Origin of the sequence: Pseudomonas sp. GM102 (genome assembly GCF_000282555.1) — a bacterium.
Lineage (GTDB): Bacteria > Pseudomonadota > Gammaproteobacteria > Pseudomonadales > Pseudomonadaceae > Aquipseudomonas.
On sequence record NZ_AKJB01000046.1, the window covers coordinates 107344 to 127487 of the forward strand.

Here is a 20144-nt window from a genome sequence, read left to right on the forward strand (position 1 = left end):
CTGTAGGAGCGAAGCTTGCTCGCGAAAGCGGTTTAACAGTCGACATCTATGCTGAATGTCAGACCGCTTTCGCGAGCAAGCTTCGCTCCTACAGGGGGCGACGGTGATCAGATGTTCATCGACAGGCACACTTTCCCGACAAAAATACTAGGACTTTGTCCGGCGCGATGATTGGCGTAAACTGCGTCCAAGCCTGCGAGGAGTTTCCATGACCGCTATTACCATTACCGACGCCGCCCACGATTACCTGGCTGATCTGCTTTCCAAGCAGAACACCCCGGGTATCGGTATCCGCGTCTTTATCACCCAGCCTGGCACCCAGTACGCCGAAACCTGCATTGCCTACTGCAAGCCGGGCGAAGAAAAACCTGAAGACACGGCGCTGGGGCTCAAAAGCTTTACCGCCTACATCGACTCGTTCAGCGAAGCATTTCTGGACGATGCGGTAGTCGACTACGCCACCGACCGCATGGGCGGCCAACTGACCATCAAGGCGCCAAACGCCAAAGTACCGATGGTCAACGCCGACAGTCCGGTCAACGAGCGCATCAACTACTACCTGCAAACCGAAATCAACCCGGGGCTGGCCAGCCACGGCGGTCAGGTCAGCCTGATCGATGTGGTCGAAGACGGCATTGCCGTGCTGAAATTCGGCGGCGGTTGCCAGGGCTGCGGCCAGGCAGACGTCACCCTGCGCGAAGGCATCGAGCGCACCTTGCTCGAGCGTATTCCTGAGCTCAAGGGCGTTCGTGACGTGACCGACCACACGCAGAAAGAAAACGCCTACTACTAAGGTGTTCGCTGCGATATAAAAAAACGGTGCCCGTGAGCACCGTTTTTTTTGATCGTTCCCACGCAGAGCGTGGGAACGATCATCTCAGGGTCTGTAGAGGTGCGCATGCCCCGCGCGATACAACGACGATTCACTGAAGTGATCGCTGCCCAACACCCGACCCACCAGAATCAGCGCCGTGCGGCGGAATCCCTTGGCTTGAACCTTCCCGGCAATATCCGCCAACGTCCCCACCACCCAATCCTGATCCGGCCAGGTCGCCCGATGAATCACCGCGATCGGACAGTCGGCGCCGTAGTGCGGTAGCAATTGGGCAAGGATCTTCTCCAGATGATTGACCCCGAGGTGGATCGCCATGGTCGCCCCGTGCTGCGCCAGACTGCCCAGCTCTTCGCCGGCCGGCATCGCGGTCTTGTCGGCGTAGCGGGTCAGAATCACGCTCTGTGACACGTCCGGCAAGGTCAGTTCAGCACCCAAAAGCGCCGCGCAGGCGGCGGTGGCGGTGACGCCGGGAATGATTTCGAAAGGAATGTCGAGTTCACGCAAATAGCGAATCTGCTCGCCAATCGCGCCATACAGGCTCGGATCGCCGGAATGCACCCGGGCCACGTCCTGGCCGTTGGCATGGGCGCTCTTGATCAGCTCGATGATCTGTTCCAGGTGCAATTCGGCGCTGTTGACTACCTGTTCGGCGCAGTGGCCGTCCAGTACAGCGGCCGGGACCAGGGAGCCGGCATAGATAATGACCGGGCAGCTACGAATCAGCCGTTGGCCTTTGACGGTGATCAGTTCCGGGTCGCCGGGGCCTGCGCCAATGAAGTAGACGGTCATCGTCGTTTCCTGTCAGAAAAAGGGTATGGGCACGCTTCAGATGAAGATTGCTCATGATCGAAGGCGGGGATTATCGGGGATTTTACGCGGCGCTGGCCAATGCCAGGGTGGCCTGGGCGTATTTTTGTCGTGGAATCAGCAACTTTGCCGGTGCCTGAGCCAATTGTTCGGCCAGTGCCAACGCGGCACTTTCCGCTACGCCGTAACAGCCTGTGCGTTCGAACGCGATGTCCGAGTGGTGGCTGAGTTGCGGTTCATAACCGGCCAACTGTTCGCTGCTGAAATACATCAACGGCAAGGCCAGCTGTTCGGCCAGTTCGATCAGGGCGGGTTCTTCGCGCTTCAGGTCGATACTGGCCAAGGCCTTGATCTCACGAAGCTCGATTTGATGGGCCTGTAACGCCTGATCAAGCAGCGCCCGCAGCGTGCTGACGGGGCAGCCGCGTTGGCAGCCCAGGCCGACCACCAGGGTCGGCGCTGCGCTGACGTCAGTCATGCGCAGTATTGGCCATCGCTTTTGCGGCGGAACAACCAGGCGCTGATCAGGCCCAGGGCCAGCCAGAACGCCATGTTGGTCAGCTGCGAAGCGATTTTGAACTGCGCTTCCAGGGCTTCTGGAGCCAGCATGGAGTGCACTTCCGGTTGTGGCGCGCCAATCACATGAGGCACGGCCAGAATCGCCACGCCGAGGATCTTCATCAGCCAGTGGCGGCTGAACACGATCAGCGCGATGCCGACAGCGGTGGAGGCGGCAGTACCAATCCACCAGATCTGCCGTTGCGCCAGATCCGCCGCGGCAGTGCCCGGCAGTTCAGGTGGCAGGCCGAGGGTTGGCGCCAGCACGAACGTCGCGTAACCGGCCAGACCCCAGAGCAGGCCCTGAGAGGTACGGCGTGGAGCGCGCAAGGTGTAGAGGCCTGCGAGCATCAGGGCGAAACCGACCGCTACCACCAGATTGCCGCCGGTGGTTGACAGCACGCGCTGCCAGCCATCTTCCGGCTCCCAGGCTTCGGCATCGTGGGTATGAGCGGTGACAGCGCCCGCGGCGTGCTCGTGAATTTCGACAGTGGCAGGCTCGGATTTTTCGTAGGTCTCGGCCTGCAAAATCAGCGGGGCCACCCAGAAGCTTTGCAGCAGGGTCAGCAGCAGGGCGGCCAGCAGCCCGGTGAAACCTGCGGTTTGCGCAATACGCTTGATCATGTCAGCAGGTCTCAATGGCACGGGAATGCGGCGCTGTGACGGGTATCGTGCGCGGCGTTGTGTACCGCTTCGATGTGCGAGAAACCGGCGAAATACACAAGGCTGGCGCCAAGGATCGACGCACAAAAAGCGGCGGTCAGGCGTTGGCTCAGGGTTGAAGTGGTGCTGATCGTGCTCTTTTTATCGGTGTTGCTGCCGGTGCTGCTGATGATCGACATGGCGCTTCCCTCTGGTCTGTCAGCGGGTGAATAGAGCGCATGAAAACCTCCGCACGTCGGAGCACGCAGAGATTTCGAACAGCGCCCGCCCACCGCGGGTTTGTTATTCAGTGAACGTAAGAGTCACTTTGTGTTGCGGGCCGGTCTCCGGGCTCGCGAGGGGCAGGGCTTGCGCCCAAACCTGCAAGCATCACCTTCCCATGCCGTATGACGGGCACAGTGGCTCTGACGCTTCACTCGCTTACCGTTGCGGGGGCAGCACCGGACTGACATGGCTTTAGAGTAAAGCACATGATTCACCGGTTTCCCGTTTCACCCTGTGAAGGGCACCCGTAACAAGGCGTGTAGGAGAGCATGGGCGGGGGTTGGGCGTCAATTGGCATGGGTTCTCGTTTGAGTTGATCGTTCCCACTCTGCGTGGGAATGCAGCCCGGGACGCTCCGCGTCCCTTTCACAGCCGAACGCGGAGCGTCCGTTGAGGCATTCCCACGCAGAGCGTGGGAACGATCATCATCGACACTATTCCTGTAGGAGCGAGGCTTGCCCGCGAAGGCGTCCTGTGAGTCACCACAGATCTCTGCACGGACATTGACCCGCCCCCACACGATGCGTAGCCTTGCGCTTTCGAGGTTCTTCGGCATTTGCCGAAGCTAAGAAGGGAACGCGGTTGATGCCGCGGCTGCCCCCGCAACTGTGAACGGTGATGTTCGCTGCCACGCCACTGCAAACCCAGGTCCATCAGGTTCGCGGGAAGGCGCAGCAAACGCCAGTCGAACGATTGGCACACCGTCAGCCAGGAGACCTGCCTCGATACAGATTCTCACTACAACCGGGCGGGGTGATCCGGTGGCGGAACTCTTGCGCGCGTGCACTTGCCGCAGCGATTGTCGTCCCGTATGCCCGCCACCTTGCCAAAGGGCATCCGATGAAAACACTGGCCAAACTCCCCGTCACCATCGTTACCGGCTTCCTCGGCTCGGGCAAAACCACCTTGCTGCGCCACATGCTCGACAACGCCCAGGGCCGTCGTATCGCGGTGATCGTCAACGAGTTCGGCGAGCTGGGCATCGACGGCGAAATCCTCAAGCAGTGCTCCATCGGCTGCACCGAAGAAGAAGCCAATGGTCGCGTCTACGAACTGGCCAACGGCTGCCTATGCTGCACGGTTCAGGAAGAATTCTTCCCGGTGATGCGCGAACTGGTCGCGCGTCGCGGCGACCTCGACCACATCCTCATCGAAACGTCGGGCCTGGCCCTGCCAAAACCTTTGGTTCAAGCCTTCCAATGGCCGGAAATCCGCAGCGCCTGCACGGTTGACGCGGTGATCACCGTGGTCGACAGCCCGGCCGTCGCTGCTGGCACCTTCGCTGCGTTCCCGGATCAGGTCGATGCCCAGCGCAAACTCGACCCGAACCTGGACCACGAATCGCCGCTGCACGAGCTGTTCGCCGACCAACTGGCCAGCGCCGACCTGGTGATCCTCAACAAGGCTGACCTGATCAGCGCTGAAGACCTGGCCCGTGTGCGCCTGGAAGTCGCCGAAGAACTGCCGCCAGCGGTGAAAGTCATCGAAGCCAGCAGCGGTCGTCTGCCACTGGACGTGCTGATCGGCCTCGGCGCCGGTTCTGAAGAACACATCGACAGCCGCCATAGCCATCACGATCATCACCATGAAGGCGAGGACGACCACGACCACGACGCGTTCGATTCCATCTCGATCGAGCTGCCACAAGCCGACGAAAGCCTGCTGATGGACGCGCTGACTCAATTGGTGGTCCAGCACGGCATCCTTCGAGTCAAAGGTTTTGCGGCGGTGCCGAACAAGCCGATGCGCCTGCTGATCCAGGGCGTGGGCACGCGTTTCGACAAGCACTTCGACCGTCAGTGGGGCGCTGAAGAAGCGCGCACCACCCGTCTGGTGTTGATCGGTCAGGATCTGGATGCCGCTGCGCTCGAAGCGCAATTGCGCGCTGCGCTCAGCGTTTAAACCATGCACCTGCTCAGGACCCAGCCCGGCGGTTTCGTGTCGGATGACAACATTGCCGACCTTGGACAAACTCCCGCCGAGCTGGTGATCCTGTGCAGCGGCGATTCCAGCCTGGCGTTGCTTGCCGAAGCGGCGCAGCAGGTGCCCGACGATTACCCGAGCGTACGCCTGGCCAACCCGATGCAGGTGCAGAATCACGCCTCGGTCGATCTCTACGTCGACGAAGTGCTGCGCCACGCCAAGGTGATTCTGATCTCGCTGCACGGCGGCATCGCCTATTGGCGTTACGGCATCGAGCGTCTGGTGGAATTGTCCGAGCGCGGCGTGCAGCTGATTCTGGTGCCGGGGGATGATCGCCCGGACCCGGAGCTCAGTGACCTGAGCACCGTAACCGCGCAAGACCGCGACCGGCTCTGGCACTTCCTGCGTCAGGGCGGCATGGCCAACGCACTCGACCTGTTTCGCTGCCTCGCCAATCGCTGGCTGGATCGCGACTACTCATGGTCCGAGCCGCAAACCCTGCCACGCACCGCGATTTACCACCCGCACAAAAGCCCCGCTGAATTGAGCGATTGGCAAGCCGACTGGCAAGCTGATCAGCCGGTGGCGGCGGTGCTGTTTTACCGCTCGCATTTGCAGGCGGCGAATACCGGTTTCATCGATATTTTCTGCCAGCGTTTGCAAGCGGCGGGGTTGAACCCGTTGCCGATCGCGCTGGCCAGTTTGAAAGAGCCCGGCTGCCTGACGGTGGTCGAGGATTTGCTGGATGAAGTCGAGGCGGGGGTGATTCTCAACACCACCGGTTTCGCCCAATCCAGCCCCGAAGCGCCGCATCTTCGACCGTTTCGCCGCAATATTCCGGTGATCCAGGCGATCTGTGCCCAGGACAATGAACCCGGTTGGCGTGCCAGCGAACAAGGCCTCGGTCCCCGCGACCTGGCGATGCACATCGCACTGCCGGAGCTGGACGGGCGGATCATCAGTCGGCCGATCAGTTTCAAGGATCTGGCCTGGCGCAGCGAGCGCAGTCAGTCCGACGTAGTCTGCTACCGGCCGCAACCTGAGCGCATGGATTTTGTTGCAGAACTGGCGCGGCGCTGGATCGATCTGGCGCGAGTGCCCAACGGCGAAAAACGCATCGCCCTGATCCTCGCCAACTACCCGACTCGCGATGGGCGCATCGGCAACGGCGTTGGCCTTGATACTCCGGCTGCGGCATTGAACATCCTCCGTGCCCTGCACGCCGAAGGTTATCCGCTGCCGGCCGAGTTGCCGGACAGCGGCACCGCGCTGATCCAGCAATTGCTCGGCGGCGTCAGCAATGACCTCGACACCCTCGACCAGCGTCCCTGTCATCAAAGCCTCGCGCTGGACGACTACAACCTGATGTTCAACGCGCTGCCCGACGCCAACCGTCAGGCGGTACTGGAGCGTTGGGGCTCGGCCGAAAACGATCCGATGTTCCGTGGCGGGCGAATGATGATCGCCGGCTTGCGTTTCGGCCTGACCTTCGTCGGCATTCAACCGGCCCGGGGTTATCAGGTTGACCCGAGCGCGGTCTATCACGACCCGGACCTGGTGCCGCCCCACGGCTATCTGGCGTTCTACTTCTGGTTGCGCAACACCTACGGCGCTCACGGCGTGATCCATGTGGGCAAGCACGGCAACCTCGAATGGCTGCCGGGCAAGGGCGTCGGGTTGTCGGAAAACTGCTGGCCGGATGCGTTGCTCGGGCCGCTGCCGAACATCTATCCGTTCATCGTCAACGACCCGGGCGAGGGTGCCCAGGCCAAGCGCCGCACTCAAGCGGTGATCATCGATCACCTGATGCCGCCGCTGACCCGCGCCGAAACCTACGGCCCGCTGCGCAATCTTGAGCTGCTGGCCGACGAATATTACGAAGCGCAATTGCTCGATCCGCGCCGCGCCCGGGAACTGCAGCGTGACATTCTGCAACTGGTGCGCGACACGCACATCGACCGTGAACTGCAACTGGACGAGAAACTCGACAGCGATGCCGATGCGGCGATCTGGTTGCCGCGCCTGGACACGTACCTGTGCGACTTGAAGGAGTCGCAGATCCGCGATGGCCTGCACGTGTTTGGCGAGTCGCCGACCGGGCGATTGCGCATCGACACCTTGTTGGCCTTGCTGCGTATTCCCCGCGGCGACGGTCGTGGGGCGCAATCGAGCTTGCTGCGGGCGCTGGCCAAGGCGTTTGCGTTGGGTTTCGATCCGCTGGATTGCGTTTTGGCCGAGCCCTGGAGCGGACCTCGACCGGAGGCATTGCTGTCGGTCAGCGATGAACTGTGGCGTACGGCGGGCGATACCCGTGAACGTCTGGAGCTGTTCGCCGCGCAGGTGATTGAACAGACTTTGAGTCCCGAGGCCGAGCTACTGAACCATCCTCAAGCCATGCCCGGCCCCGGTGGGAGCGAGCCACTGTGGCGAGGGAGCTTGCTCCCGTTGGGTCGCGAAGCGGCCCCAAAAAATGGGACTGCTGCGCAGTCCAACGGGAGCAAGCTCCCTCGCCACAAAGGCCCGCTCCCACAGGAGGGTGATTGGTCGGAAGTAAGTGCGATCATCGACAGCCTGCGCGAAGTCGTTGCCCCACGCCTGGACGCCTGCGGTCCAGCGGAAATGCGCGGCCTGCTGGACGCCCTCAACGGTCGATTCGTCCCGGCCGGGCCGAGCGGCGCACCCAGTCGCGGCCGTCTGGACGTGCTGCCCACCGGGCGCAACTTCTATTCGGTGGATGTGCGCAACCTGCCGACCACCACCGCGTGGCGCATCGGCTTCCAGTCTGCGAACCTGATTCTTGAGCGGCACTTGCAGGACCACGGCGATCACCTGCGTCAGCTCGGCCTGTCGGTCTGGGGCACCGCGACCATGCGCACCGGCGGCGATGACATCGCCCAGGCCATGGCGCTGATGGGCGTGCGACCGGTGTGGGCGACGGGCAGCCAGCGGGTCGACGATTTCGAGATTCTGCCGTTGAGTTTGCTGGACCGTCCACGGGTGGACGTGACCTTGCGCGTCTCCGGATTTTTCCGCGATGCCTTTGCCAACCTGATCCGGCTGTTCGACGCCGCCGTGCAAGCGGTCGCCGCACTGGATGAGCCGGATGATCTCAACCCGTTGGCGGCCAAGGTCCGCGCCGAGCGGCAAGCGTTGCTGGAATCCGGTCTGGATGAAGACGCTGCGCGGCGGCAAGCCGGCTGGCGCATCTTCGGGGCCAAACCGGGTGCTTACGGAGCAGGCGTGCAGGGCGCCATCGATGGTCGTCTGTGGCAAAGCCGCGAGGACCTGGCTGAGGTTTACCTGAACTGGGGCGGCTACGCTTATGGCGGTTCCGATGACGGGACCGTCGCCCGTGACCAGTTCGCCCAGCGTCTGAGCCAGGTGCAGGCAGTGCTGCAAAACCAGGACAACCGCGAGCACGACTTGCTCGATTCCAACGACTATTACCAGTTCCAGGGTGGCATGCTGGCGGCCGTCGAAAGCCTTAGCGGTGAAGTAGCAGCCAGCTATCACGGCGACCACAGTCAGCCGGATTTGCCGAAGATTCGCACCTTGAAGGAAGAGCTGAACCGGGTGATCCGTTCCCGTGCGGCCAATCCGAAATGGATCGACGGGGTCAAGCGCCATGGCTATAAAGGCGCGTTTGAACTGGCGGCGACGGTCGATAACCTGTTTGCGTTCGATGCCACCACGCAGTTGATCGACGATCACCAATATGCGTTGCTGGCGGACGCCTATTTGCTCGATCCGGCGACCCGGGAGTTTGTCCGCGAACATAACCCCCATGCCTTGCGCGACATGACCGAGCGCATGCTCGAGGCGCAGCAGCGGGGGATGTGGAAAGAGCCGGGCAAGTACCGCGAGGCGCTGGAGAATTTGTTGCTGGATATAGAAGAAGACAGTTAGCTGGCGAGCAAAGGACACCTGTGGCGAGGGAGCTTGCTCCCGCGGGGCTGCGCAGCAGCCCCAAAACTAAAACCAGGTTCTGTCAGGCACACCGCATTTTCAGGTTTACGACTGCTACGCAGCCGAGCGGGAGCAAGCTCCCTCGCCACAGAGTTATCACCGACCATGACCGAGATTTAATAATGACAGACACCCCCCATTTCCCGCTCTCCGCCGTGGTCGGCGCCGATGACTTGAAGCTCGCGCTGTACCTGACCGCCATCGATCCAAAAATCGGTGGCGTACTGATCGAAGGCCCGCGCGGCATGGCCAAATCGACCCTGGCCAGAGGCCTGGCGGACCTGTTGGCCAGCGGTCAATTCGTCACCTTGCCCCTGGGCGCCACCGAAGAACGGTTGGTGGGCACCCTCGATCTCGACGCGGCCTTGAGCGAAGGTCGCGCACAGTTTTCCCCCGGCGTACTGGCCAAGGCCGACGGCGGCGTGTTGTATGTCGATGAAGTCAATCTGCTGCCCGATCACCTCGTGGACTTGCTGCTCGACGTGGCCGCCAGCGGTACCAACCTGATCGAGCGCGACGGGATTTCCCATCGGCATTCGGCGAAGTTTGTGCTGATCGGTACCATGAACCCTGAAGAGGGCGAGCTGCGTCCGCAATTGCTCGACCGCTTTGGTCTGAACGTCGCCCTCAGTGGCCACACCGCACCCGCCGAGCGCGGTCAGATCATCCGTCGTCGACTGGATTTCGACAGCGACCCGCAAGGGTTCTGCGCCGAATGGGAAAGCCAGCAACACGCACTGCGCGAGCGTTGCCAAAAGGCCCGCTCGGCACTGGCGAGCATTCCCCTCGACGATGCCGCGCTGGCGCAGATCACTGAGCGCTGCTTTGCTGCTGGCGTCGATGGCCTGCGAGCCGATCTGGTCTGGCTACGTGCAGCTCGGGCTCATGCAGCCTGGCGCGGAGCGAATGCTATTGGCGAAGAAGATATCGACGCGGTCGCCGAGTTTGCCTTGCGCCATCGTCGTCGCGAACACTCGCCACCGGCGCCGCACCAATCACCCGCAGCGCAGCCGCCCTCCAATCAGAACCCCAACCCGAGCGAAGGTCAGGGCCAGTGGGGCGAAATGCCCGCCCAGGCGCTGCCGGTCGGCGCACGACGTGAAGTGCCGAGCTGGCCAAAAAAGCCCTAGGCATTCGCCCTCGATCGGACGCGGGGGCGAATGCCAGACCCCGCGCAGGACGGCTGGATCACGGTAAACAGGGCAAGCGTCACGCAGCCCGTAGCGGATCGATCAATTGGCCCGGCACCTTGCTCAATGGCCGACCGCGTCAACGCGACGATGTGCTGTTTCATCTGCGCACCCGCAGCCCTCATGAATTATGGCTGGTGATCGTCGACGCCTCGGCCTCGACCCGACGTTATCAAGCGTTGAGCGATGCCAAGGGCTTGTTGGCGCAACTGTTCGACGATGCCTATCGGCAGCGCGCGCGGCTGGCGTTGCTGACCGCCAGTGGTTATGTGCCGAAGTGGCAGGTGCAAGGGTTGAAAGCCTCCGCGGGCTTGCGCGATTGGCTCGACGGGCTCGGGGCTGGTGGCGGTACGCCGATGCTGGCGGCGTTGGGCGAGGCGGGGCGCTGGTTGGCGGCTCGGCAGAAGCGTTTTCCGGCTGAACAGCAGAGGCTGTTGCTGGTGACGGATGGACGGCTGAAGGAATGGTCAACGTTGCCGGCGCTGGAGTGTCCGGGGCTGCTGATCGACATTGAGCGCGGGCCGATTCATCTTGGCCGGGCCAAGGTGTTGGCAGCACAGCTGCAGGTTGATTATCGACATATCGATGAGCTGATTTCAGGTTGAGTTTGGTGTTGATAGTGCTCGCGAAGGGATCACCTCGAAATCGGATAATTGCGGTTAATCCGCATCGCTGCCCTATGCTCTGTAAGCAAGCCAATCACAGGAGTGACCCATGCGCGTTCTAGCCCGCAACGATCAGGACGATTTTCGCGTCAAAGCCTACGCTGGCACCAACGGTGTGCTGCTGGCCATCGACGTGGCCGAACCCCGTCGCAAAGGCCTGCTGGGTTTCGCCATCGAAAAACAGCAAGGCAGCAAACCCTGGCTGTTTCTGTTCAACAGCCTGACCTTCCCCGGCAAGGCTCATACGTTCCCCCAGTTTCACGCCACCCCCAGTGATGCCGCACCGTTGCAGAAATTTCGCTGGGCCGATTACGCGGTCAATCCGGGCGTGACGATCCATTATCGGGTTCACCTGGCCTACGGCACCGCCGATGCGCCGCAGCTGGGTGAGTTTCTGGAAGTGACGCTCACCACCGACAATGGCCTTCCAGCGGGCCAGAATGTCATCTTCAACCGGGCGGTGGCCGCGAGTCAGGCCTTCCAGCGCAAATTCGCCGACCTCGATGCGCAGCTCAGCGCCAACAAGAAACTGCCCATCGAAGAATGGCCCGACGCTCCACGGCAATGGCTGGAGAATGGTCTGCTCGCACGCTTGCTGGGGTTTATCGAACGGGCCGAGGATGGCCGGTGGGCGCTGGACATCGCGATCTATGAATACCAGCTGAAGGTGATCGTCAATGCGGTGAACGCCGCTTTCGAGCGCGGCGTAAAGGTTCGGGTCCTGTACCACGCCCAACCCGACGAAGACACCACGGCGATGAACGAAGCCAGCCTGGAAAAAATCCCGGCGGCGAACAAGCGCGGGCGAGTCACTCACAACATCTTCCACAACAAGTTCATGGTCCTGAGCCGGCTCGACGCAGCGGGGCAGCATCAACCCGAAGCGGTGCTCTGTGGCAGCACCAACTTCACGCCCAACGGTGTTTATCGTCAGGCCAACGTCGTGCATGTGCTGGATGACGCTCGGATCGGCGCCAGTTATCTGCAAACCTTCGAGCAGGTCTGGGCCGACCCGACGGATGTCGGCGCCACACGGGAATGGCTCACGGAACACAATCCGATGCAGCCGGAGCAGGCGCTGTTCGCCGGCTTCTCACCGCGCTCGGGCCAGGGCGACTTGCGTGAGTTCGTCGAGATCATCAACGCCGCCAAAAAAGACCTGCTGTTTGTCACCGCGTTTGCCTTGCCGGACGAAGTGCTCAACGCGTTGCTCGGCCTGCCCCACGACGACATCTTGCGTTACGGCCTGCAAAACACCGTCAGCAGCATCACCGGTTTCCACGCTGACCGCACCGCTCAATTTGCCGCCACCGCGCTGCTCAATACCGGCCTGGAAGGCTGGCTCAAGGAAAACATGAAAGGCCAGAAGGGCAGACTGCTGGTGCACACCAAAGCCATCGTCGTCGACTTCACCACCGACGCACCGACGATCATCAGTGGCAGCCACAACCTGAGTGAGGCGGCCAGTAACGGCAATGATGAGAACTACCTGATCATCCGTGGCGACACCGACCTGGCCGATCGTTACGGGCTGGAACTGCTGCGCTTTTACGAGCATTACCGGTTCCGCTACTTCGCAAAAAAACTGCAACTCAAACAGGTCCGGCCGTTGGCGCCGGATGACAGCTGGACCGATGATTATTACCGCGAAGGCGATCTGCGCATGTTGTCGCGGTTGCGCTTTGCCGGGCGATAAACACACTTGCGCGCGCCCTTTGTAGCAGGTCGGTTATTTACCCATCGCCTGGCGGTACTGACGGGTACGGCGGGCGATGTACAACTGGTCGAGGATCAATGCCCATACCGCCGAGACTTGCGGTCTAGGCTTGCGCCCGCGGCTCAATCGATGAAGCTGGAATTTCACCACGGCCATGTTCGCCAGCGCCGCCAAAGGTTTACGTTTCCAGCGAATCGGCGGCAACTGTGGGTGACTGTTCTGGCCTTCACGCCAGCGTTTGACCAGGTTCGGTTCGATGGCCATGGCCGTGCCGATGCCGGCCATGGCGATGCCGCTGTCGAGCACTTGTTCGACGATTGCGAGCCGCCGTATTCCGCCGGTCACCATCACCGGCATGCTCGCCACACTGGCCAGTTCACCGGCCATTTCCAGAAAGTACGCTTCTCGTGCCAGGGTCCGACCGTCGCGAGCCTCGCCTTGCATGGCCGGGGCTTCGTAGCTACCGCCAGAGAGCTCCAGCAGATCGATTTGCTGGTCGTTGAGCCACTGGATCACTTGCCGGGCATCGTCGGCGTCGAAACCGCCGCGCTGGAAGTCCGCGGAGTTGAGCTTCACCGCCACGCAAAACTGCGGCGATACGCACTTGCGAACAGCGCTGAGCACTTCCAGCAGCAGGCGCGCGCGATTTTCCAGAGAACCGCCCCAGCGGTCGGTGCGGCGATTGGTCAATGGCGAGAGAAACTGGCTGATCAGATACCCGTGCGCGGCGTGAATCTGTACCCCGGTGAAACCGGCCTTTTCCGCCAGGGCGGCGCTAGTGGCAAAGCGTTGAATGACCTCTGCGATGTCGTTCTCGCTCATGGGTTTGGGTTCGGCAAACATCTTCGAAAACCCGCCCAGATCCAGCGCCACCGCCGAAGGTGCCCAGGCTTGCTGGCCGAGGTTGGCCATGGTCTGGCGGCCGGGATGATTGAGTTGCACCCAGAACTGCGCGCCACCGGCCCGACCGATGGTTGCCCACTGACGAAAACGTTCCAGGTCTCGCTCGTCTTCCAGCACCACGCCACCGGGGCCGGTCATGGCGCGGCGGTCGATCATCACGTTGCCGCTCAGCAACAACCCGGCTTCGCCGTCGGCCCAGGCTTGATACAGCCGAAACAACTCGCCGGAAGGTGCCTGCCCGGTATCGGCGAGGTTCTCTTCCATCGCGGCTTTGGCGATGCGATTGCCGATGGTCTGGCCGTTGGGCAAATTCAACGCTTGGAAGGGCGACATGCTTGACTCCTCATCAGTGAAGCGTAGAGGCTAAGCTTAAAGTTAACTTTAATGTCAAGCGTGCAAACGAGGCCGTGATGAAAATTGGTGAATTGGCGCAGCAGAGCGGGTTGAACGCCTCGCGCATTCGTTTTTATGAAGCCCAGGGCCTGATCCGTCAGGTCGAGCGGCAGGCCAACGGCTATCGGCGTTATCCGCCGCAAGTGTTGCAAACCCTGAAAATCATCCAGTGCGCCCAGCAGGCCGGTTTCACCCTTGAAGAGCTGAAGCTGCTGCTACCGGATGCCACGACGGGCGAGGTCAATCATGACGAACTGGTGGCGAGCCTTGGGCGCAAGGTCGACCAGATCGAAGCGATGCAACTGCACCTGGCCCAGAGCAAGGCGCAGTTACTGGAGGTGATCGAGAGTATCCAGGCGCGACCCGAGGGCATGGGGTGCGGTGCGAATGCCGAGCGGGTGCTGGCGTCGCTCAAGCATTCGCAGAACCTGTAGGAGCGAGGCTTGCCCGCGAAAAACGATGACGCGTAACGCCTGAAAAACCGCGGTGCATTCTTCGCGGGCAAGCCTCGCTCCTACAGGTTACTCATCAAACGCACATTCAACAGCTCCCGCGCCCGAGGCGCGGTGTATAACGATCGAAGGGTTTTCTGCAACCACGGTAAGTCGTGGCGGGGTTTGCGGGCAACCTGTTTGGGCCTGAGCTTGCCGATGTGCTTTTTGAAATTCTCTTCCAGGGTTTCCCGGGTTCCAATCCCCTTGAGCTTCTTCAGCAATTTCCCCTCCTTGTAGAACAATACCGTGGGGGTGCCGGTGACTTCCGGATGCCTGGGGGACTCGCTCGTACTCAGCATGTAGACCTGCGCATGATCCTTATACTGCTCGGCGATCGTACGGAAAACCGGCTCGGCCATTTCGCAGGCGTAACAGTTTTTATTGCCGAAATACAGGATCACCGGGCGCCAGGTTTTCAGGGCCTTGCGATAGGCCGGAGCCAGCGTTGATGGGTTAATCATCGAGCTCATTGAAATCTCCTTTTTCAACAAACACACAATGCTTTGCCGGTCCTGAATTCGGGCTGGTCGGATAACCAGCCCTTGTTACTACAACTCAGCTTGAAACGGGTACGAGCGATACATAATCGAAATAGGACCCGAATTCGCCCCTTGTTCCATCGTCGGAGAGCAACGTAACTTTCATTTCAGTGGTGTCCGCAGGTGCTTTGAAAGTCACTGCTTCCCTGAGCCAGGGACTACCGCCGCCAGTGTTGAGAAGTTTGGTTACTTTCGACGGCAGCATCACCAGTGTTGCTCGACACGCGAAGCCGCGGTTCGTTTTCATACGTACGGCAAACTCGAAGTCGCCCGCCCCGTTGACGGCGACGCTCTGAGTAATCTCAGCTTCAAGCTGTAAACCACAGTGGCCGTTTACAAACTCGACTTTCTCTGGCGAGTTTGCTGTCCAGTTCGCACCTCCTGCCAAGAAGTTACCGTTGAGCAATAGATTAAAATTATCTTTTTCGGATTGTTGAGACATTTGGAAACTCCTGTACGTGGGCTATCACCATGTTGTTCACTACGGCGTTGTCATACCGTGAAGAGATTTAGCGCTTTAGTTAAATGAGCAACAACTGTCAGATCTGACAGTTCGGCTTATGAATCCGATAGACGGTTGGCTCGTGAGCAAAGTTGCTGTGTGTGCTTTTTTTGAGTAGCACGCACTCAAATGTGGCCTTGCTACCCACCGCTGTTGCCCACCGTAGCGCCTCCACCGGTTGTTGATGGCGAGCCAAGGTTCTGGGTGTTTTTCATATCCGCTTGAATTAATGAGCCTTTCCACATCCTCAGGATTTTCTATCCATCCTGTGGCACACTTTCTGCTGTCTATTCCGTTGTTACATACTATGTTCCGGTATAGCGGAATAAACACAACTCTGGAGTGCTTGCCATGCATCGCCGACCTTCTTTGTTTAAAGCGTGTGTTTTTCTGTTCGCGGCTTCGGCTGCTGTCGTGGGTGTCGCCCAGGCAGCAGACAGTAAGCTCGACAGCGTGCTGGCCCGTGGGAAATTGATCGTGGGCACGGGCAGTACCAATGCGCCGTGGCACTTCCAGGGCGCGGATGGCAAGTTGCAGGGATTCGATATCGATATCGCGCGGATGGTGGCCAAAGGGTTGTTCAACGACCCGAGCAAGGTCGAGTTCGTGGTGCAGTCGTCCGATGCGCGGATTCCCAATCTGCTGACCGACAAGGTCGACATGAGTTGCCAGTTCATCACCGTGACCGCCAGCCGCGCCCAGCAAGTGGCGTTCACCCTGCCGTATTACCGCGAAGGCGTCGGCCTGTTGTTGCCGGCCAACAGCAAGTACAAGGAAATCGACGACCTGAAGGCCGCTGGCGATGGCGTTATCGTGGCGGTGCTGCAGAACGTGTACGCCGAGGAGCTGGTGCATCAGGCATTGCCCAAGGCCAAGGTCGATCAGTACGACAGCGTGGATTTGATGTATCAGGCGGTGAACTCCGGCCGTGCCGACGCGGCGGCCACCGATCAGTCGTCGGTGAAATACCTGATGGTGCAGAACCCTGGTCGCTATCGCAGCCCGGCCTATGCCTGGAGCCCGCAAACCTACTCCTGTGCAGTCAAGCGCGGCGATCAGGACTGGTTGAACTTCGTTAACACCGTGCTGCATGAAGGCATGACCGGTGTTGAGTTCCCGACGTATGCGGCGTCCTTCAAGCAGTGGTTCGGTGTAGACCTGCCGACCCCAACCATCGGTTTCCCCGTCGAATTCAAATGATCCCGTGAGAGCGGGGCGGTGTTAAATCGCCCCGCTCAAGGTACCGCTGACCATGAACTATCAGTTGAATTTTGCCGCCGTCTGGCGCGATTTCGACACTTTGCTGGCGGGGCTGGGTCTGGGCCTTGAGCTGGCGCTGGTGTCGATCGCCATCGGCTGTGTGATCGGCCTGCTGATGGCGTTTGCTTTGCTGTCAAAGCACCGCCCGTTGCGGGTGTTGGCGTCGGTGTATGTGACGGTGATCCGTAATACGCCGATCCTGGTGTTGATCCTGTTGATCTACTTCGCGTTGCCGAGCTTAGGGGTTCGGCTGGACAAGATCCCGTCGTTCATCATCACCCTGTCGCTGTATGCCGGGGCGTACCTGACCGAAGTGTTCCGCGGCGGGTTGTTAAGCATTCCCAAGGGGCTACGTGAAGCCGGCCTGGCCATCGGGCTCGGTGAGTGGCAGGTCAAGGCGTACATCACCGTGCCGGTGATGCTGCGCAATGTGCTGCCGGCCCTGTCGAACAACTTCATTTCGCTGTTCAAGGACACCTCGTTGGCGGCGGCGATTGCCGTGCCGGAGCTGACCTATTACGCGCGCAAGATCAATGTCGAGAGCTACCGGGTGATTGAAACCTGGCTGGTGACCACAGCGCTCTATGTTGCGGCCTGTTACCTCATTGCCATGATGCTGCGTTACCTCGAGCAGCGTCTGGCGATTCGCCGATAGGAGGCCCCCATGTACGAATCCCCCAGTTGGTTGCATGAGTTATGGGTGGCGCGGGAAGTCCTTTGGCAAGGCTTTCTGACCAGTGTGCAGTGCTCGGCGCTGGCGATTTTACTGGGCACGCTGGTCGGCATCGTTGCCGGTCTGGTGCTCACCTACGGCACGTTCTGGATGCGCGCACCGTTCCGTTTTTACGTCGACATCATTCGCGGCACGCCGGTGTTTGTATTGGTGCTGGCCTGCTTCTACATGGCGCCGGCATTGGGCTGGCAAATCAGCGCATTCGGCGCCGGTACCCTTGGGCTGACGCTGTTTTGCGGCTCCCACGTTGCCGAAATTGTGCGCGGTGCATTGCAAGCGCTGCCCAGTGGCCAGATGGAAGCGAGCAAGGCCATCGGCCTGACGTTTTACCAGGCGCTGGGCTACGTGTTGTTGCCCCAGGCGTTGCGGCAGATCTTGCCGACCTGGGTCAACTCGTCCACCGAGATCGTCAAGGCCTCGACGCTGTTGTCGGTGATCGGCGTCGCCGAATTGCTGCTCAGCACCCAACAGATCATCGCCCGGACGTTCATGACCCTGGAGTTTTACCTGTTCGCCGGATTGCTGTTTTTCGTCATCAACTACGCCATCGAATTACTCGGCCGGCACATTGAAAAGCGGGTGGCTTTGCCATGACACAAGCTCAAGTTTCGACACAGAATCAAGCGCTGCTGGACATCCGCGGCCTGCACAAACAATACGGCCAGCTCGAAGTGCTCAAGGGCGTCGACCTGACTATGCAGCGCGGCAACGTGGTCACGCTGATCGGCTCCAGCGGTTCGGGCAAGACCACGCTGCTGCGCTGCGTGAACATGCTCGAAGAGTTCCAGGGCGGGCAGATTCTGCTCGATGGCGAATCCATCGGTTATCACGAGGTCAACGGCAAGCGCGTGCGTCACGCGGAAAAAGTCATCGCCCGCCATCGCGCCATGACCGGTATGGCGTTTCAGCAATTCAACCTGTTCCCGCACCTCACCGCGTTGCAGAACGTCACCCTCGGCTTGCTCAAGGTCAAAAAGCTGCACAAGGATGAAGCCGTGGCGCTGGCGGAAAAATGGCTGGAGCGGGTTGGGTTGCTGGAGCGTCGCGATCATTACCCCGGCCAGTTGTCTGGCGGCCAACAACAGCGCGTGGCGATTGCCCGGGCGATTGCGATGAACCCGAGTCTGATGCTGTTCGATGAAGTCACCTCGGCCCTCGACCCGGAGCTGGTGGGCGAAGTGCTGAACGTGATCAAGGGCTTGGCCGAAGACGGCATGACCATGCTGCTGGTAACCCACGAAATGCGCTTTGCCTTCGAGGTCTCGGACAAGATCGTGTTCATGAATCAGGGGCGGATCGAAGAGCAGGGGCCGCCCAAGGAACTGTTCGAACGCCCGCAGTCACCGCGTCTGGCGGAATTTCTCAAGAACACCCGTTTTTAGCATTTACTTTTCAATCAGGAGAAACACTCATGAGCATTACTCGTTACGGCACCGGTAGTACGGCCGGTGGCGGCCAGCCCCGTCCTTTCGCCCGCGCCGTCGAAGCCGATGGCTGGCTGCACGTGTCTGGCCAGGTGCCGGCGCTGGATGGTGAAATCATTGTGGGCGGCATTGTCGAGCAGACTCACCAGACCATGAAAAACCTGATCGCGATTCTGGAGGAGGCCGGTTACGGGCTCGAAGACGTGGTCCGTACCGGCGTGTGGCTGGAAGACCCGCGGGATTTCTGGAGTTTCAACAAGGTGTTCTCCGAGTACTTCAAAAGCGAACACGCCCCGGCCCGGGCCTGCGTGCAGGCGAACATGATGGTCGATTGCAAGGTCGAGATTGATTGCATCGCGTACAAGAAAAAGGCCTGAACCGCGGTGAATTCTTCGCGGGCAAGCCTCGCTCCTACAAACGATGCGATCCTGTAGGAGCGAGGCTTGCCCGCGAAGGCGGCCTAACAGTCGCCACTGCACTCTGGGTAAACTCCCGGCACTTTAATGGGAACCTGAAACATGACCGAATACACCATCAAGCGCCGGGCTCGCGGTCTGGACCGGGCGTTCGACATTCTCGATTTCCTCAAGGAAATCGGCCAGCCCTTGCGCCCGAATGAAATCGCCAGCGGCATCGGCAGCCCGAAATCCACGGTCTACGAACTGGTTGCGTCCTTGTTGGAACGGCGGATTCTGGAACCTGTGGGCAAGGACGGTCACGTTTACCTCGGTCGTCAGCTGTACTTCCTCGGGCAGGCGCATTTGCGCCATTTCGACTTGGCCCGCGAGGCCGATCATGCCTTGCAAGAGATCGTCAGCCAGACCCGTGAAACCGCGCAGATGTGCCTGCTCAACGGGCGCAAATACACCGTGGCGTTGATGAAAGAGGGCGAGCGGCATTTCCGCATTTCCTCGGACATCGGCGAGAACGCGCCGATCCCCTGGACCGCATCCGGACGCTTGCTGCTGGCGCACCTGAGCGATCAAGAGATCGTCGATTTGATCGACCCCGACGACTTCATTTTGCCCGGCGGTGAACACCTGCCGCTGGAGCGGTTTCTCGAGGAAATCCGCCAGGCCGGTATCGATGGGTTCTTTTCCTTCGATAGCGTCGCTGACACCTTTACCCATTGCTTCGCCGCCCCGGTCAAAGACCCGAACGGCGTGGCCATCGCAACCCTGTGCATCGTCGCCCCACGGGCCGATGCAAAGAACAATTACAACGACTATCGTCGGGTGCTGATCGACAGCGCCAACAGCCTGGCCCGGCGTATCAACGAATAACAGCGGCTGCCTGCGGCCGCGAATG

The 20144-nt window shown here is 60.6% G+C and carries 20 protein-coding genes and 2 riboswitches; of the genes, 13 read left to right on the forward strand and 7 right to left on the reverse strand.

Annotated features, from left to right (window positions below; translation table 11 throughout):
• Positions 1 to 208: 208 nt before the first annotated feature.
• A complete protein-coding gene (gene nfuA, locus PMI18_RS20440) occupies positions 209 to 793 on the forward strand; it encodes a Fe-S biogenesis protein NfuA (protein ID WP_007898222.1) in 585 nt (194 codons plus the stop codon).
• Between the two features lie 84 nt (positions 794 to 877).
• Here nfuA and cobM read toward each other — a convergent pair whose 3' ends face one another.
• From cobM to PMI18_RS20420, 4 genes are all read right to left on the reverse strand, one after another.
• Positions 878 to 1624 (reverse strand): precorrin-4 C(11)-methyltransferase, encoded by a 747-nt coding sequence (gene cobM / locus PMI18_RS20435; protein ID WP_007898223.1) that lies wholly within the window; start codon positions 1622 to 1624, stop codon positions 878 to 880.
• Positions 1625 to 1706: 82 nt separating this feature from the next.
• Complete coding sequence (locus tag PMI18_RS20430; RefSeq protein ID WP_007898224.1) at positions 1707 to 2120, reverse strand: cobalamin biosynthesis protein; 414 nt, start codon at positions 2118 to 2120, stop codon at positions 1707 to 1709.
• Entirely contained in the window at positions 2117 to 2824 is a 708-nt protein-coding gene (locus tag PMI18_RS20425; RefSeq protein WP_007898225.1) for a CbtA family protein, read from the reverse strand. Before PMI18_RS20425 ends, PMI18_RS20430 begins: the two co-directional genes overlap by 4 nt.
• Positions 2825 to 2835: 11 nt before the next feature.
• Positions 2836 to 3042 (reverse strand): CbtB domain-containing protein, encoded by a 207-nt coding sequence (locus PMI18_RS20420; RefSeq protein ID WP_007898228.1) that lies wholly within the window; start codon positions 3040 to 3042, stop codon positions 2836 to 2838.
• A gap of 121 nt (positions 3043 to 3163) precedes the next feature.
• A riboswitch (cobalamin riboswitch) is annotated at positions 3164 to 3391 on the reverse strand.
• A 261-nt stretch (positions 3392 to 3652) separates the two neighbouring features.
• A riboswitch (cobalamin riboswitch) is annotated at positions 3653 to 3866 on the forward strand.
• 101 nt (positions 3867 to 3967) lie between these two features.
• Here PMI18_RS20420 and cobW point away from each other — a divergent pair.
• The 5 genes from cobW to PMI18_RS20395 all read left to right on the forward strand — a co-directional run bounded on the left by cobW (position 3968) and on the right by PMI18_RS20395 (position 12567).
• Positions 3968 to 5029: a cobalamin biosynthesis protein CobW gene (gene cobW, locus PMI18_RS20415; RefSeq protein WP_007898232.1), complete on the forward strand. Its 1062-nt coding sequence runs from the start codon at positions 3968 to 3970 to the stop codon at positions 5027 to 5029.
• 3 nt (positions 5030 to 5032) lie between these two features.
• Positions 5033 to 8956 (forward strand): cobaltochelatase subunit CobN, encoded by a 3924-nt coding sequence (gene cobN, locus PMI18_RS20410; RefSeq protein WP_007898235.1) that lies wholly within the window; start codon positions 5033 to 5035, stop codon positions 8954 to 8956.
• A 182-nt stretch (positions 8957 to 9138) separates the two neighbouring features.
• The gene (locus PMI18_RS20405; RefSeq protein ID WP_007898238.1) at positions 9139 to 10146 is read left to right on the forward strand and encodes an ATP-binding protein; all 1008 of its coding nucleotides are present in this window, start codon (positions 9139 to 9141) and stop codon (positions 10144 to 10146) included.
• A 119-nt stretch (positions 10147 to 10265) separates the two neighbouring features.
• Entirely contained in the window at positions 10266 to 10811 is a 546-nt protein-coding gene (locus PMI18_RS20400) for a vWA domain-containing protein (RefSeq protein WP_007898242.1), read from the forward strand.
• Between the two features lie 109 nt (positions 10812 to 10920).
• A complete protein-coding gene (locus PMI18_RS20395; RefSeq protein WP_007898245.1) occupies positions 10921 to 12567 on the forward strand; it encodes a phospholipase D-like domain-containing protein in 1647 nt (548 codons plus the stop codon).
• Positions 12568 to 12600: 33 nt separating this feature from the next.
• Here PMI18_RS20395 and PMI18_RS20390 read toward each other — a convergent pair whose 3' ends face one another.
• Complete coding sequence (locus PMI18_RS20390; protein WP_007898248.1) at positions 12601 to 13824, reverse strand: NADH:flavin oxidoreductase/NADH oxidase family protein; 1224 nt, start codon at positions 13822 to 13824, stop codon at positions 12601 to 12603.
• A 77-nt stretch (positions 13825 to 13901) separates the two neighbouring features.
• Between PMI18_RS20390 and PMI18_RS20385 the strand changes: the two genes are divergently transcribed.
• Positions 13902 to 14318, forward strand: coding sequence for a MerR family transcriptional regulator (locus tag PMI18_RS20385; protein ID WP_007898250.1), 417 nt, complete (start codon positions 13902 to 13904; stop codon positions 14316 to 14318).
• An 80-nt stretch (positions 14319 to 14398) separates the two neighbouring features.
• Here the strand turns inward: PMI18_RS20385 and PMI18_RS20380 are convergent, their stop codons facing one another.
• Positions 14399 to 14848, reverse strand: a complete 450-nt coding sequence (locus tag PMI18_RS20380; RefSeq protein WP_007898253.1) for a thioredoxin family protein — start codon at positions 14846 to 14848, stop codon at positions 14399 to 14401.
• 85 nt (positions 14849 to 14933) lie between these two features.
• Positions 14934 to 15359, reverse strand: a complete 426-nt coding sequence (locus PMI18_RS20375) for a hypothetical protein (protein WP_007898256.1) — start codon at positions 15357 to 15359, stop codon at positions 14934 to 14936.
• 411 nt (positions 15360 to 15770) lie between these two features.
• On the opposite strand from PMI18_RS20375, the gene PMI18_RS20370 reads away from it, so the two are divergent.
• The 6 genes from PMI18_RS20370 to PMI18_RS20345 all read left to right on the forward strand — a co-directional run bounded on the left by PMI18_RS20370 (position 15771) and on the right by PMI18_RS20345 (position 20119).
• Complete coding sequence (locus PMI18_RS20370; RefSeq protein WP_007898258.1) at positions 15771 to 16619, forward strand: transporter substrate-binding domain-containing protein; 849 nt, start codon at positions 15771 to 15773, stop codon at positions 16617 to 16619.
• Between the two features lie 52 nt (positions 16620 to 16671).
• Complete coding sequence (locus PMI18_RS20365) at positions 16672 to 17334, forward strand: amino acid ABC transporter permease (RefSeq protein ID WP_007898260.1); 663 nt, start codon at positions 16672 to 16674, stop codon at positions 17332 to 17334.
• 9 nt (positions 17335 to 17343) lie between these two features.
• Positions 17344 to 18006: an amino acid ABC transporter permease gene (locus tag PMI18_RS20360; protein ID WP_007898262.1), complete on the forward strand. Its 663-nt coding sequence runs from the start codon at positions 17344 to 17346 to the stop codon at positions 18004 to 18006.
• Positions 18003 to 18794, forward strand: coding sequence for an amino acid ABC transporter ATP-binding protein (locus PMI18_RS20355; protein WP_007898263.1), 792 nt, complete (start codon positions 18003 to 18005; stop codon positions 18792 to 18794). Before PMI18_RS20360 ends, PMI18_RS20355 begins: the two co-directional genes overlap by 4 nt.
• A gap of 29 nt (positions 18795 to 18823) precedes the next feature.
• Complete coding sequence (locus tag PMI18_RS20350) at positions 18824 to 19213, forward strand: RidA family protein (RefSeq protein ID WP_007898265.1); 390 nt, start codon at positions 18824 to 18826, stop codon at positions 19211 to 19213.
• A gap of 141 nt (positions 19214 to 19354) precedes the next feature.
• The gene (locus PMI18_RS20345) at positions 19355 to 20119 is read left to right on the forward strand and encodes an IclR family transcriptional regulator (RefSeq protein WP_007898267.1); all 765 of its coding nucleotides are present in this window, start codon (positions 19355 to 19357) and stop codon (positions 20117 to 20119) included.
• Positions 20120 to 20144 lie beyond the last annotated feature (25 nt).